At 72.7% G+C, this 12,274-nt stretch carries 12 protein-coding genes; 6 read left to right on the top strand and 6 right to left on the bottom strand.

Going from position 1 to position 12,274, the window contains the following annotated elements; all coding sequences use genetic code 11:
- Positions 1 to 103: 103 nt before the first annotated feature.
- On the bottom strand, positions 104 to 307 hold the full coding sequence (locus tag ACZ4VI_RS11075; RefSeq protein ID WP_467998727.1) for a proteinase inhibitor I78: 204 nt from the start codon (positions 305 to 307) through the stop codon (positions 104 to 106).
- A gap of 330 nt (positions 308 to 637) precedes the next feature.
- Here ACZ4VI_RS11075 and ctaD point away from each other — a divergent pair, with 330 nt between their 5' ends.
- The gene (gene ctaD, locus ACZ4VI_RS11080) at positions 638 to 2,332 is read left to right on the top strand and encodes an aa3-type cytochrome oxidase subunit I (protein ID WP_467998729.1); all 1,695 of its coding nucleotides are present in this window, start codon (positions 638 to 640) and stop codon (positions 2,330 to 2,332) included.
- Here ctaD and ACZ4VI_RS11085 read toward each other — a convergent pair.
- The 4 genes from ACZ4VI_RS11085 to ACZ4VI_RS11100 form a co-directional block, all read right to left on the bottom strand.
- On the bottom strand, positions 2,289 to 3,257 hold the full coding sequence (locus ACZ4VI_RS11085) for a helix-turn-helix transcriptional regulator (RefSeq protein WP_467998730.1): 969 nt from the start codon (positions 3,255 to 3,257) through the stop codon (positions 2,289 to 2,291). The genes ctaD and ACZ4VI_RS11085 overlap by 44 nt on opposite strands.
- A 58-nt stretch (positions 3,258 to 3,315) precedes the next feature.
- Positions 3,316 to 4,593 (bottom strand): glycosyltransferase family 4 protein, encoded by a 1,278-nt coding sequence (locus ACZ4VI_RS11090; RefSeq protein WP_467998732.1) that lies wholly within the window; start codon positions 4,591 to 4,593, stop codon positions 3,316 to 3,318.
- A 115-nt stretch (positions 4,594 to 4,708) separates the two neighbouring features.
- On the bottom strand, positions 4,709 to 6,001 hold the full coding sequence (locus tag ACZ4VI_RS11095) for an ABC transporter substrate-binding protein (protein ID WP_467998733.1): 1,293 nt from the start codon (positions 5,999 to 6,001) through the stop codon (positions 4,709 to 4,711).
- Positions 5,979 to 6,482 carry an MTB12 C-terminal domain-containing protein gene (locus tag ACZ4VI_RS11100; RefSeq protein WP_467998734.1) on the bottom strand — a complete coding sequence of 168 codons (504 nt, stop codon included), beginning with the start codon at positions 6,480 to 6,482 and terminating at the stop codon, positions 5,979 to 5,981. Before ACZ4VI_RS11100 ends, ACZ4VI_RS11095 begins: the two co-directional genes overlap by 23 nt.
- Positions 6,483 to 6,589: 107 nt before the next feature.
- Between ACZ4VI_RS11100 and ACZ4VI_RS11105 the strand changes: the two genes are divergently transcribed.
- The 3 genes from ACZ4VI_RS11105 to ACZ4VI_RS11115 are packed head-to-tail and all read left to right on the top strand — an operon-like array spanning position 6,590 to position 10,217.
- Complete coding sequence (locus tag ACZ4VI_RS11105; RefSeq protein WP_467998735.1) at positions 6,590 to 7,006, top strand: hypothetical protein; 417 nt, start codon at positions 6,590 to 6,592, stop codon at positions 7,004 to 7,006.
- Entirely contained in the window at positions 6,994 to 9,561 is a 2,568-nt protein-coding gene (locus ACZ4VI_RS11110) for an ABC transporter permease subunit (protein ID WP_467998736.1), read from the top strand. The genes ACZ4VI_RS11105 and ACZ4VI_RS11110 overlap by 13 nt, the downstream gene beginning before the upstream one ends.
- Positions 9,558 to 10,217: an ATP-binding cassette domain-containing protein gene (locus ACZ4VI_RS11115; protein WP_467998738.1), complete on the top strand. Its 660-nt coding sequence runs from the start codon at positions 9,558 to 9,560 to the stop codon at positions 10,215 to 10,217. Before ACZ4VI_RS11110 ends, ACZ4VI_RS11115 begins: the two co-directional genes overlap by 4 nt.
- Here ACZ4VI_RS11115 and ACZ4VI_RS11120 read toward each other — a convergent pair.
- A complete protein-coding gene (locus ACZ4VI_RS11120; protein ID WP_467998740.1) occupies positions 10,201 to 10,770 on the bottom strand; it encodes a LysM peptidoglycan-binding domain-containing protein in 570 nt (189 codons plus the stop codon). The two genes, ACZ4VI_RS11115 and ACZ4VI_RS11120, sit on opposite strands and share 17 nt — an antisense overlap.
- 194 nt (positions 10,771 to 10,964) lie before the next feature.
- Between ACZ4VI_RS11120 and ACZ4VI_RS11125 the strand changes: the two genes are divergently transcribed.
- Positions 10,965 to 11,747 carry a hypothetical protein gene (locus ACZ4VI_RS11125; protein WP_467998742.1) on the top strand — a complete coding sequence of 261 codons (783 nt, stop codon included), beginning with the start codon at positions 10,965 to 10,967 and terminating at the stop codon, positions 11,745 to 11,747.
- A 182-nt stretch (positions 11,748 to 11,929) separates the two neighbouring features.
- Positions 11,930 to 12,202 (top strand): hypothetical protein, encoded by a 273-nt coding sequence (locus ACZ4VI_RS11130; RefSeq protein WP_467998744.1) that lies wholly within the window; start codon positions 11,930 to 11,932, stop codon positions 12,200 to 12,202.
- Positions 12,203 to 12,274 lie beyond the last annotated feature (72 nt).

The following is a 12,274-nucleotide window of genomic DNA, read 5'->3' on the forward strand; positions in this document are numbered from 1 at the left end:
TCCCCCCCCCCCCCCCCCCCCCTCCCCCTCCTCCCCCCCCCCCCCTCCACCCCCCCCCCCCCCCCCCCCCCCCCCCCCCCCCCCCCCCCCCCCCACGGCGGCTCTAACCGAGCCAGCAGCGCGTGACGGTACCGTCCGTCACCTCGAAGTTGATGCGGCCCTCCAGGTACTCCATGGTGATGATCGAGCCCGGCGGCAGGGAGCGGACCACGCTCCAGCCGTGGTCCCGGGCGAGCCGTTCGGCGTGCTCCTGGTCGAGCCCCACATAGTCTTCCGGCGGTACGGGGAACGTCGGCTTCGGTGTCATGTGCCTCACGTTAGTCCCTTATCGGTCACGCTTGTGTCACAGCTTCTCGACATATGTTTGACACGAACGCCGTCACCCGAAAGGGCAGTTTCCGGCCGATTCTCAGGTAATTCCAGGCCCACTCCGACACCTCGCACGAGGGCCCGGTGAATTCCGTTCCACGCCCTGGTCAGCGGAATTCGGGGGCGAACGGCCGCCGCCCGGTATTCACGATTTCCGCGCACGACGCGCACACGCTCGGCCGACCGGAGCAGCGCGACCGGCGCCCCTCCCGTGCCCCCGCCCCCCGGACGCGCATCATGTCCGGACGATTCGGAACCGGAGGCATCGATGGGAACCGACACCGCGGACGCGGCCGTCGAATCACCTCGGGAACGGCATGGGCGGGTCCTGATCGACTGGCTCACCACGACCGACCACAAGAAGATCGGGCACCTCTACCTGGTCACCTCGTTCCTCTTCTTCCTCGCCGCCGGGATCATGGCGATGCTGATGCGCGCCGAGCTGGCCCGCCCCGGACTGCAGCTCATCGACAACCAGCAGTTCAACCAGGCGTTCACCCTGCACGGCACGATCATGCTGCTGCTCTTCGCGACGCCGACCTTCGCCGGCTTCGCCAACGAGCTGGTGCCGCTCCAGATCGGCGCCCCCGACGTCGCCTTCCCGCGGCTGAACATGTTCTCGTACTGGCTGTTCCTCTTCGGCGGACTGATGGTGCTCAGTTCGCTGTTCGTGCCGAGCGGACCCGCCGCCTTCGGCTGGACCGCCTACGCACCGCTCAACAGCCTGGAGCGGATGCCCGGCATCGGCGCCGACCTGTGGATCATGGGGCTCGCGCTCTCCGGTTTCGGCACGATCCTCGCCTCGGTGAACTTCCTGGCGACGATCATCGGGATGCGGGCGCCCGGCATGACGATGTTCCGGATGCCGATCTTCACCTGGAACGTCCTCTTCACCACGATCCTGGTCCTGATGTCGTTCCCGGTCCTGGCCGCGGCGCTCCTCGTCCTGGAGTCGGACCGGCGGTTCGGCTCGCTGGTCTTCCAGCCGCAGAACGGCGGGGCGCTCCTGTGGCAGCACCTCTTCTGGTTCTTCGGGCACCCCGAGGTCTACATCATCGCGCTGCCGTTCTTCGGCATCATCACCGAGATCATCCCGGTCTTCTCCCGCAAGCCGATCTTCGGCTACGTGACCCTGGTCGCCGCCACCATGGCGATCACCGGCCTCTCGATGGTGGTGTGGGCGCACCACATGTTCGTCACCGGGGCGGTGCTGCTGCCCTTCTTCTCGATGCTGTCGTTCCTGATCGCCGTGCCGACCGGGGTGAAGTTCTTCAACTGGATCGGCACGATGCTGAAGGGCTCGCTCTCCTTCGAGACGCCGATGCTCTGGTCGGTCGGATTCCTGGTGTCCTTCCTCCTCGGCGGGCTGACCGGGGTCATCCTGGCCTCGCCGCCGATGGACTTCCAGGTCAACGACTCGTACTTCGTCGTCGCCCACTTCCACTACACGGTCTTCGGCACGGTCGTCTTCGCGATGTTCGCCGGCTTCTACTTCTGGTGGCCCAAGTTCACCGGCAGGATGCTCGACGAGCGCCTGGGCAAGATCCAGTTCTGGACGCTCTTCGTGGGCTTCCACATCACGTTCCTGGTGCAGCACTGGCTCGGCGCGGGGGGCATGCCGCGGCGGTACTCCGATTATCTGGACGCCGACGGCTTCACCACGCTGAACACGGTCTCGTCCATCGGCTCGTTCCTGCTCGGCGCGTCCACCCTGCCGTTCCTCTACAACGTCTGGAAGACCGCCAAGTACGGGACGAAGGTGGACGTCGACGACCCCTGGGGGTTCGGCCGCTCCCTGGAGTGGGCGACGTCCTGCCCGCCGCCCCGCCACAACTTCGACGAGATCCCGAGGATCCGCTCCGAGTCCCCCGCGTTCGATCTGCACCACCCGGAGTTCGCGACCTTCGAGCGGATCCGTCTCAGCGCTCCGCGCGCTCCACGGCGCGGGAAAGCCGGTCCCTGAGCATCCGCACCCAGTCGTCGAGCTCCCTCGGGGCGACGACCTCGAAGTCGACACCCAGCATCAGCACGTGGACGACCATGCCCGCGAGACTGTCCGCGCCCGCGCGCAGCAGGCAGGCGTCGTCCCCGTCCGGCTCCAGGACACCGTCCATCGGTCCGACGGCCGAGGCGGCCTCGGCAAGCGGGACGTGCAGCCGGATCGTCGCCTCGGCCGCGTAGGCCGCCCCGGAGATGCCCTTGGCGACATAGCCGGCCAGGTCCTCGGCGGGAGGCTCGCGGGGTGGGAAGCGGGGGCCGTGGGGCGGCATCGGGTCGATCCGGTCGGCCCGGAACGTACGCCAGTCGGCCCGGTCCACGTCCCAGGCGACCAGGTACCAGCGGCGTTCGGTGCACACGAGCCGGTGCGGTTCGACGGTGCGCCGGGTCGTGGTCCCGCCGTGGTCGCGGTATGCGAAGCGGAGCCGCTCGCTGTCCCGGCAGGCGTTCGCGAGCTCGGTCAGGACGGCCGGGTCGACCTGACCGGCCGGGGTGCGCAGCATCGGGACGGTGAAGGCGTTGAGCGTGCTCACCCGGCGCCGCAGCCGGCCGGGCAGCACCTGTTCCAGCTTGGCGAGGGCGCGTACGGAGGCCTCGCCGATGCCCTCCACGCCCTGGCCGGCGGCCGTGCGCAGGCCGACCGCGACGGCGACGGCCTCCTCGTCGTCGAGCAGCAGCGGCGGAAGCTCGGCGCCGGCGCCGAGCTGGTACCCGCCGCCCGTGCCGGGGCTGGCGTTGACGGGATAGCCGAGCTCGCGCAGCCGGTCGACGTCCCGCCGTACGGTCCGGGTGGTGACCCCGAGCCGCTCGGCGAGGTCGGCGCCGGACCACTCACGATGGGCCTGGAGCAGCGAGAGCAGACGCAGAAGCCGTGCGGAGGTCTCCAACATGAGGCCGAGTCTGCCAGCCGTCGAGGACAGGTACGGTCCTCGACGGTCGCCCGCCCGGTCAGCGGAAGCGGCGGACGAGAACTCCGATCCGGCGCTTCAGCTCGTACCCGGCGTCGATGATGCCGCCGACCGCGCGATGGCGGGTCTCGCGGAGACGGCCGTGGGTGCGGCCGCTCGCGCCCCGGGCGACGAGCTCGGTCCATATCTCCTCGTGGCGGGCCGCTATACGGACCGGGTCGAAGCGCTCCGAGGCGGTGAGCGCGGCCCGCGCGGTCTTGGCGCGCAGTTCGTCGTCCTCGATGAGTTCGAGCAGGGCGCGCGCCACCGCGGAGGCGTCGTCCACGGGCACGAGGCGGCCGTCGACACCGTCCTCGATGATCTCGCGTGGGCCCAGCGGGCAGTCGGTGGAGACGACCGGCAGACCGCACCGCATCGCCTCGACGATGGTCATGCCGAAGGACTCGCGCCGCGAGGTGACGGCGGCGATCGAGCCCTTGGCCCACTCCGGCTCCATCGGGTTGGCCGTGCCCATGAGGAAGACGTGCTCGCCGAGGCCGAGCCTCTCGATCTGCCGGGTGAGCGCCGGCTTCGTGTTGCCGCCCTGGTCGCCCGTGCCGTAGATCTTCAGCTTCCAGTCCGGGCGGGCCGCGGCCACCTCGGCGAAGGCGTCGACCAGTACGTCGTACCGCTTGATCGGGGTCAGCCGTCCCGCCGCGACGACGAGCTTCGAGGCGGGGTCGGCGGGCGGGACGTTCGGCGCGGGCACGCTGTTGGGCACCGCGTCGATCCGTACGCCGGGCAGCCGCAGGCGGGTGCGGTACGAGCGGGCGTCGGCCTCGGTGACCGTGGTGACGGCGTCCAGGAGCGCGTACCGGTGGGCGATCTCGCGACGCAGCCGGTAGGTGTGGCCGTCCAGGAACAGGTGCTCCTGGCCGACGAGGACCGGGCCGCGCCGGGTCTGCCGGGCGAGGTGGACGTTGAGTCCGGGCCGGGTCGAGACCACCACGTCGGCCTCGACGGACGCCAGATGCGCGCCGATCCGGGCGTCGGTGAGCGCGCTGTACTGCTTCCACCGGCCGTCCCCGCGCGGGAAGACCCTGGCCGGACGGGAGATGTCGGGGTGCTCGCCGTCGTAGTCGGGGCTGTCCTTGCGCAGGTCCACGAGGTGACGCAGGGTCACACCGGCGGGGACGCCCAGGATCGGCTCGTTCCGGTGCCGGAAGACGGAGACGATCTCCACCTCGTGACGCTCGGCCAGGACATGGGCCAGCGTGAACGTCGTCCGGATGGTTCCGCCGATGTGGTAGGCGTTGTGGAGCAGAAAGGAGATGCGCATCGGGCTGCCGGTTCCCCCCGGTCGTCACGTGGTCGGTAGAGGGCGACTGTACTGCCCTCCTCGCGCCCGGCTCTCGGTCGGTGGCTTCACGGTCGGTGGCTTCACGGTCGGTGCCTCACGGTCGGTATCCGAGCTGGGGGACGTCGGCGCAGTTCGTGTTCATGTCCCCCTGGGTGACCCAGCCCCGTCCGTCCTGCCAGCGTGCCACCGACAGACAGGTGTCACGGCTCTTCGGCGGTTCGGCGAGCTTCTCGAAGCGGACGGGCAGCAGCAGCCCGCGGGCGGTGTACGGCTCCGGCCGGTTCATGAACTTCTCGACGCAGGCGCGGGTGAGCCGGTCCCCGCAGGAGAGCGCCGCGTCCGTGAACCACATGGCGGCCGCCCAGCCCTCCAGCTGCCACTGGGACAGCGGCCGGTCCTCCCCCATAGCCTTCCGGAACTCCCGTACCGCGGGATGCCCGGTGTCCTCGTAGTTGCGGCTGGAGCCGGTGACGAAGAGGGAGGCGCGGCACGAGGGCGAGCCGGCGTAGTCGCGGGGCACGGTCGAGGACCAGTTCTGCACGTTGGTCACCTTGGCGGTGACCTTGACGCCCAGCGCCTCCATCGCCTCGCAGAGCCGGGCGTTGCCGTGGGTGTCCATGGCGTCGAAGACGAGGTCGGCGCCCTGGGCCCGCAGATCGGCCGCGACGGCCCGGAAGTTGGGCAGGGCGAAGTCGACCTGCTCGCCCACGACCTTGTACCCCTCGGCGCGGAGCCCCTCGGAGATCAGCCGGGCGTACGCCGTCGACGCGGCCTGGTTGTAGGCGACGACGGCGGCGGTACGGGCGCCGTGCTCGCGCTTGAACCAGCGGTAGACCTCGGTCCCGCCGTACAGCATCCCGTTCCAGCCGGGCTCCTTGCCGGTGCGCGGGGCGGAGCTGCCGTAGATCCCGTACAGATGCGGATAGGTGTCGTACGCCGGGGTGAGCGGCTGGCCCCCGATGTCGGGGACGCCGGCCCTGGAGACGAGCGGGGCGCCCGCGTAGTCGAGGGCGGTGGTGGCGACCAGCGCGAACACTTTCCGCTGGTCGAGCAGCCGCTGCACGCACTCGTTGTTGCCGACGCCGCTGCCGCCGTCGTCGCAGGTGACGACCTCGACCCGGCGTCCGTTCAGTCCCCCGCGGGCGTTGAGGGCGTCGAACCAGGCGCGGGCGCCGTCGCGCGTGCCGGTGAACGCGCCGCCGCCGACGGGGCTGGTGGCGCTGGTGATGATGCCGACCCGGAGCGGCTCACCGCCGGAGGGGAAGGTGGCGGTGGGCCGCGTCTCGAACGCGCGCTCCGGGAGCCGGCTGCCGCACGCCGCGGTCAGCGCAAGCAGCCCGGTGAGGAGCAGCGCTCCGACGGTCTCAGCAGCCCTGAACGGTCGCACCGCTGAGCTGCACCAGACCGCAGAGTGTCTTCACGGACACCTTCCAGGTGTCCTCCTGGAGGACGGCCGTGCCCTTGGAGTCGGTCAGGGCGGGCGTCCCGCCGACCAGCAGGTCCCAGGTCACGTCCGCGTCGTTCGGCGAGGTGAACTCGATGCCCTTGACCTTCGCCGAGGACATGGCCGCGTTCTTGTCGCCCGCGAAGGCGGCGAGGACCGGCGCCATCTGCTCGCCGTTCTCGAGCAGCTTCACCTTCTCGGCCGTGGATGTCTTCGGGTCGAAGAAGGCCGTCCAGTTCTTGGTGATGTCGTTCTTGGCGCTCTCCGGATCGAGTGGCTGGTCCGTCGCGGCGGGCAGGTTGGCCGGTGGGATGTAGCCGCCGTCGCCGTCGCCACAGCCGGCGAGAACGGGCCCGAGCACCAGAGCCGACGCGGCCGCCACCGCCGCGATGCGAGAGCGTCCGCCATGTCGCTTGAGAACCATCTGGCTCACCACCGGATGTCCGTCGAGGCCGGGCGGCCTGATGATTCCAGGGTGTGCTGGTTCCGGGCATAGTGCAAGGAACGGCTCGCCGTCGCGAGGGAGGTCCCGTGCCGACATCCCGGGTACTGCTGTGGGGCGGCCTCGCCGCGGCCGCCGGGGGCGCGGTGCTCTGCGTCCTGGGGTGGTACGGGATCTCCGGCGAACGCTTCGCGGAGCGGCAGCTCCCCTATCTGGCCTCCAACACCGTGCCGGGCGCCGCGCTGATCGTGGCGGGCGCGGTCCTGGTGATCGGGGCGGTGGTCCGGATCCCGGCGCGGGACCAGGAGCCGCCGCCGTCCGACGTATCCGGGGACGACACCCCGCCGGAGGAGCCGCCCTCCTCGGACGAGCCTCCGCTGCGGGTCCCCGGCGGGACGCTCGCGCACCGGCCCGACTGCCCGCTGGTCGCGGGCCGGGCGGACGCCGAACCGGCGGGGGACGCGGAGCTCGAGCCGTGTCCGGTGTGTGAGCCGTGGCCTCGCTGACGTACGACCTCACCCTCGCCGGTCTCGCGGTCGGCAGCGCCGCCGCGCTCACCGGCATCGGTCTTATCGTCACCTACCGGGCGACCGGGGTGCTCAACCTGGCGCACGGGGCGATCGCCATGGTCTGCGCGTACGTGCTGCGGCAGTTGGTGGTCGAGTGGGGCTGGCCGCTCTCCCTGGGCGCGCTGGTGACGCTGCTCGTGGTCGCGCCCGGGATCGGTCTGGTCCTGGACCGGGCCGTGTTCCGGCCGTTGGCGCTGCTCGGCTCGAACCCGGCGCAGACGCTGGTGGCCTCCATCGGCGTCTTCGTCCTGCTGGTGGGCGGGGCGGCGTTGGTGTGGGGCACCGGGGCGCGGGCGGACTCGCCGGTGCTGCTCGGCGACGATCCGTGGACACAGCTCGCGGCGGTGGTCCTGCTGGCGGGGGCCGTGGGGGCGGTGACCCGGTGGACCCGGTTCGGCAGGGAGCTGCGGGCGGTGGTGGACAACCGGCCGCTGGCCATGCTGGGCGGGATCGACGCGGACCGGGTGTCGGCGGCGGGATGGGCGTTCGGCGCGTTCACGGCGGGTCTGACGGGGGTGCTGCTCGCCCCGTACGTACGGCTGGATCCGTACGGGATGCCTCTCCTGGTCGTGGAGGTGATCGCGGTCGCGGTGGCGGCCCGGATGCGGAGCCTGCCGGTCGCGGTCGTGACGGCCCTCGCGCTGGGCGTGGCGCAGGCGCAGCTGACCCGCCTCCATCCGGAGGGCTGGGCGGGTCCGCTGGTGCTGGCGGTGGGGGCGAACCTCTTCGTCGTGGCCCTCCTCGTGGCGGCGCTGGCCCTGCCGGGGGTCGGGGGGCGCGGCCAGGACGTGCTGCCGCCACCGACGGTCGCGCCCCGGACGCCGACGGGGGTGTGGCTCACGGTCGCCGTGCTCTTCCTGCTCCCCCTGGGTTTCGCGGGCACGGACCTGCACACCTCGATTCAAGTGCCGGCGCTCGCGATCGTGCTGCTGTCGCTGGTGGTGGTGACGGGTCGGGGCGGGCAGATCGCGCTCGGCCAGGCGGCGTACGCCGGTCTGGGGGCGCTGTTCACGGCGCTGCTCGCGGCGGGCGGCGTGCCGGAGCTGGGGGCGCTCGCGCTGGCGGTGCTGCTCGTGGCCCCGCTCGGCCTGGCGACGGGGTATCCGGCGATCCGGCGGCACGGTCTGGCCCTGGCGCTCGCGACGCTGGCGGTCGGGGTGGCGGTGAGCCGCTTCGTCTTCGCGCAGCCGTACGCGACGGCCGGCCTTGATCTCGGGCGCCCGGCGGGCTTCGCGGACGACCGCCTCTACTACGCCCTGGAGCTCGTGGTCCTGGCCGGCTGCCTCGTCCTGGTCGCGGCCCTCCGCCGGGGCCGCACGGGCCGCGCGCTCGCCGCGCTGCGCGACCACGAGGTGGGCGCGGAGGCGTCCGGAGTTCGGGTGAGCCTGCTCAAGGTCCTGGCCTTCGTCCTGGGCGCGGCCCTGGCGGCCCTGGGCGGCGGCCTCCTGGGCATGGGCCTGCGCGCCTTCGACCCGGAGGCCTACGACCCGGTCCGCGGCCTCCTCTGGTTCGCCGCGATCATCGTCCTGGGCGCCGACAGCCTCCTCTCCCCCCTGGCCGCCGCGGCCCTCCTGGTAGGCCTGGACGCGGGCACGAGGGGAGGCGTGGCAGCGGCGGCGGTAGGCATCCTGGCGACGCTGGTAGGCCGAATCCCACCCCTGACGTCCTGGCTACCGGCGAGCAGGCGCGTCGCGGCAGCCGCCGACGGCGGGAAACCACCCACGGGAAGACCCGCACCTCTGTCGACTATTGGTACGGGTGGTGCGGGTGGGAAACCCAGGCCGGGCGGAGCCCGGCCGCACCCCCACCGGCCGGCACCGGCCCCCGCACCGACCCCCGAACCCGCCCCCGCGAGGCTCCGCGCGGACGACCTCACCCTCACCTACCCCGGCGGCCTCACCGCCCTCTCCCACGTCACCCTCGCCCTCACCCCCGGCCACGTCACCGCCCTCGTCGGCCCCAACGGCGCCGGCAAGAGCACCCTCTTCGACTGCCTCGCCGGCACCCTCCGCCCCACCCACGGCCGCGTCACCCTCGACGGCACCGACATCACCCACCTCCCCGCCCACGCCCGCACCCGCCTCGGCGTCGCCCGTTCCTTCCAGCAGCTCGCCGTCTTCCCGTCCCTCACCGTCGAGGACAACGTCCGCCTCGGCGCCGAACAGACCCCGGGCCCCGTGGACAGGGCCGAACAGGCCCTCCGCCTCCTCGGCCTCGCCGGCCCCGTCCGCCGCCACGGCGCCGCCGACCTCCCCACCGGGACCCTGCGCCGCGTCGAGCTGGCCCGCGCCCTCGCCGGCGGCCCGCACACCCTCCTCCTCGACGAACCCTCCGCCGGTCTGGACGCCGCGGAGACCGACGCCCTCGCCCGGATCCTCGCCGCCCTCGCCGCCGACGGCCTCACCGTCCTCGTCGTCGAGCACGACCCGGACCTCGTCGCCGGCATCGCCCACACCGTGCTCACCATGGAGGGAGGCAGGATCGTGTCATGAGCGTCGAGATCGCCCTGCGCGCCGCCCGCGTCCGCTACGGCCCCCTGGAGGCCCTGCACGGCCTCGACCTGCCCGTCCCGCCCGCGACCGTCACCGTCCTCGTCGGCCGCAACGGCTCCGGCCGCACCACCGCCCTGCGCGCCCTCGCCGGCACCGTGCCGCTGGCCTCCGGCAGGGTCCTGTGGCGCGGCGAGGACGTGACCCGCCTGCACGCCCACGCCCGTGCGCGGCGCGGACTCTGCTTCGTACCGGATCTACGGGCCGTGTACGCGACGCTCACCGTCGCCGAGAACCTGGACCTGACCCCCGGGGACCCCGATCGGGCACTGGAGGCGTACCCCGAACTCGCCCCCCTCCTCGCCCACCCCGCCGGCATCCTCTCCGGCGGCGAGCGCCGGATGCTCGCGCTCACCCGGGCCATGCTGACCCCCGCCCGCGTGGTCCTCGTCGACGAGCCGTCCCTCGGCATGTCGCCCACGGTGTCCTCCCGTACGTACCGGCTGCTCGCCGACCTCGCCCGGCAGGGCGGCGCCGCCGTCGTACTCGCCGAGCAGCGGCCCCCGCCCGGGCTGCCGCCCGGCACGCTGCTCCACGAACTGCGCCGCGGCTCCCTCGCGTTCAGCGGGGAGGCCGCCGAGTTCACCGCAGGACGGTGAGCGGTGCGATCCGCAGCATCGTTCCGACGAGGAGCCGGTTCGGGTCCGCCCCGACGACGCTCCGGTTCGCCGCGTACAGCGCCTGCCAGCCGCCCGCGATCCCGAAGCGCCAGGCGACCGAGCTGAGCGTGTCGCCCAGCTGCACCACGTGGGCCCGCCCGCTCAGCCCGTACCGCTTCGAGCAGGCCGGCCACGCCGCCCATCCCTGCGTACGCAGGACCTCCTCCGCGATCGTGATCTGCTGCTGACGGGTCGCCAGGTCGGCCCGCTTCGCGTAGCGCAGCCCGCCGTGCTCGACCCACGTCGGCTGCCAGAACTGGAGCCCCCCGTAGAAGCCGTTGCCGGTGTTGACGTGCCAGCGGCCGCTGCTCTCGCACGCGGCGACACAGCCCCACGGCCACTGGTCCTTGGCGCAGGCGTACGCGGGCACGGCCTGCGCGGGCGCTGCCTGCACGCGCACGGCCTGCGCGGGCGCGGCCTGCGCGGGCGCGGGGGCGAGCGCCAGCAGCACGGCGGCGGACGCACCGGCTGCCCAATATCGGATCTTCGACATCGCGGCAGGCTAGGCAGTGTGCGGGCACACCACGCCCGTGCCGCGCGGGACGACGCGCATCCCCCACCCGGTCGGAGTCACGCAAGTTGCCGCACCCGGACGCGTGACCCCGGCCGAGCCTTCCCCGTTGAACTCGTCATGAGACGTGCCGGGATCCGCCCGGCGTCGCACGTACCGAGTCCAGGGAGCCCCCCGTGCCGCGCATGCTCGACGTCAGCGAGGACGTACGCGCCGAGATCGGCGACGAAGAAGCCGACCGGCTGCTCGCCGGCGACAACGCCCCGGGCAGCTACGACTGCACCTCCTGCCGCACGCCGGGCGACTCCGAGCAGGAGCGCACGAGCACGGTGCTGTTCGTCGGCGAGGAGACCGCCGTCCTGGCGTTCGCCCACGCCAGCTGCATCCCGTCCCAGGTGGTCAAGGTCGCCGAGGAACAGCTCCAGGGCGCCGTGCGCTCCATCGCGGCGACGGACGCGGCGGACGAGCTCGGCGCCGCCCACCCCGAGCAGGCGGTCCTGGGTGTCACCAGCGGTCTCGTCCTGATCGAGGGCGAGCTGCACCCGGCCCTTGTCGTCGAACCGACCGCGCCGGTCGCCCGCCCGGGCTCGGACGGGCTGAGCGACGAGTTCCTGCCGCTCCTGATCGAGCAGGGCTTCCAACCGGTCGCCGACGTGAACCAGAAGCCGGGCACCCTCCCGGGCTGGTCCGTCCTCGTCGCGATGGGCCAGCTGCACTCCGTGCTCCAGCCGGGTACGGGCGGCAGCGGCCAGGCCGCCTGGTGGCAGGCGCACCAGCCGCTCCAGGTCACCGAGGGCTGGCGCGCGGCGGCCAACAAGTCGCACACGGTCCTGGTCTTCGCCGCCCCGGTCGGCTCCATCGGCCAGCAGCCGCGCGAGGACCTGCTGCGCGACGCCCTGGAGAAGGCCGCGGCCAACGGCCGTCTGGTGGCCGCCGCGATGCCGCTGGCCGGCACGTGACGGAGCACGGGCGCACCGGCATAGGGCAGCCGGGGTTCGGCCCCTGGATCCCGACCGTGCCCCGTCCCCGGCCGGCACCTCTTTCCGAGAGCCGCCCGCATCCGACGGAGGGCGGGGTCGTTGGCACATACGTGCACACATACGACCCACCCCGCCAGCCCTATTCGAGTCAGATCCCGTCCATGCGTCCGGCGCAGGACATCACGTCAGGCGAGTCGGCGACGCCGATCTACGACGCTCTGTACTCGGAGTACCGCCGGTCGTTCCGCGCGCTGCCGGGTGACCGCAGCGGCGAGGAGGATCTGGGCTTCCGGGCCTTCGGGACGCCGGTGAGCGCGGGGCTGTACGGCAGCCACGGACACCGGCACACGGCGCATCCGGTGGCGTGGTCGGCGCAGCACCACGCTCCGACGGCGCTTCCGGCACTTCCGCCGGGGCCCCGCAGGGGTCTGTAGGGATTCGCAGGAGATACGGCTGAGGGCCGGGGCACATCGCCCCGGCCCTCAGCCGTACTCACGCACTGACGC

Source organism: Streptomyces sp. NPDC029169 (genome assembly GCF_055563935.1).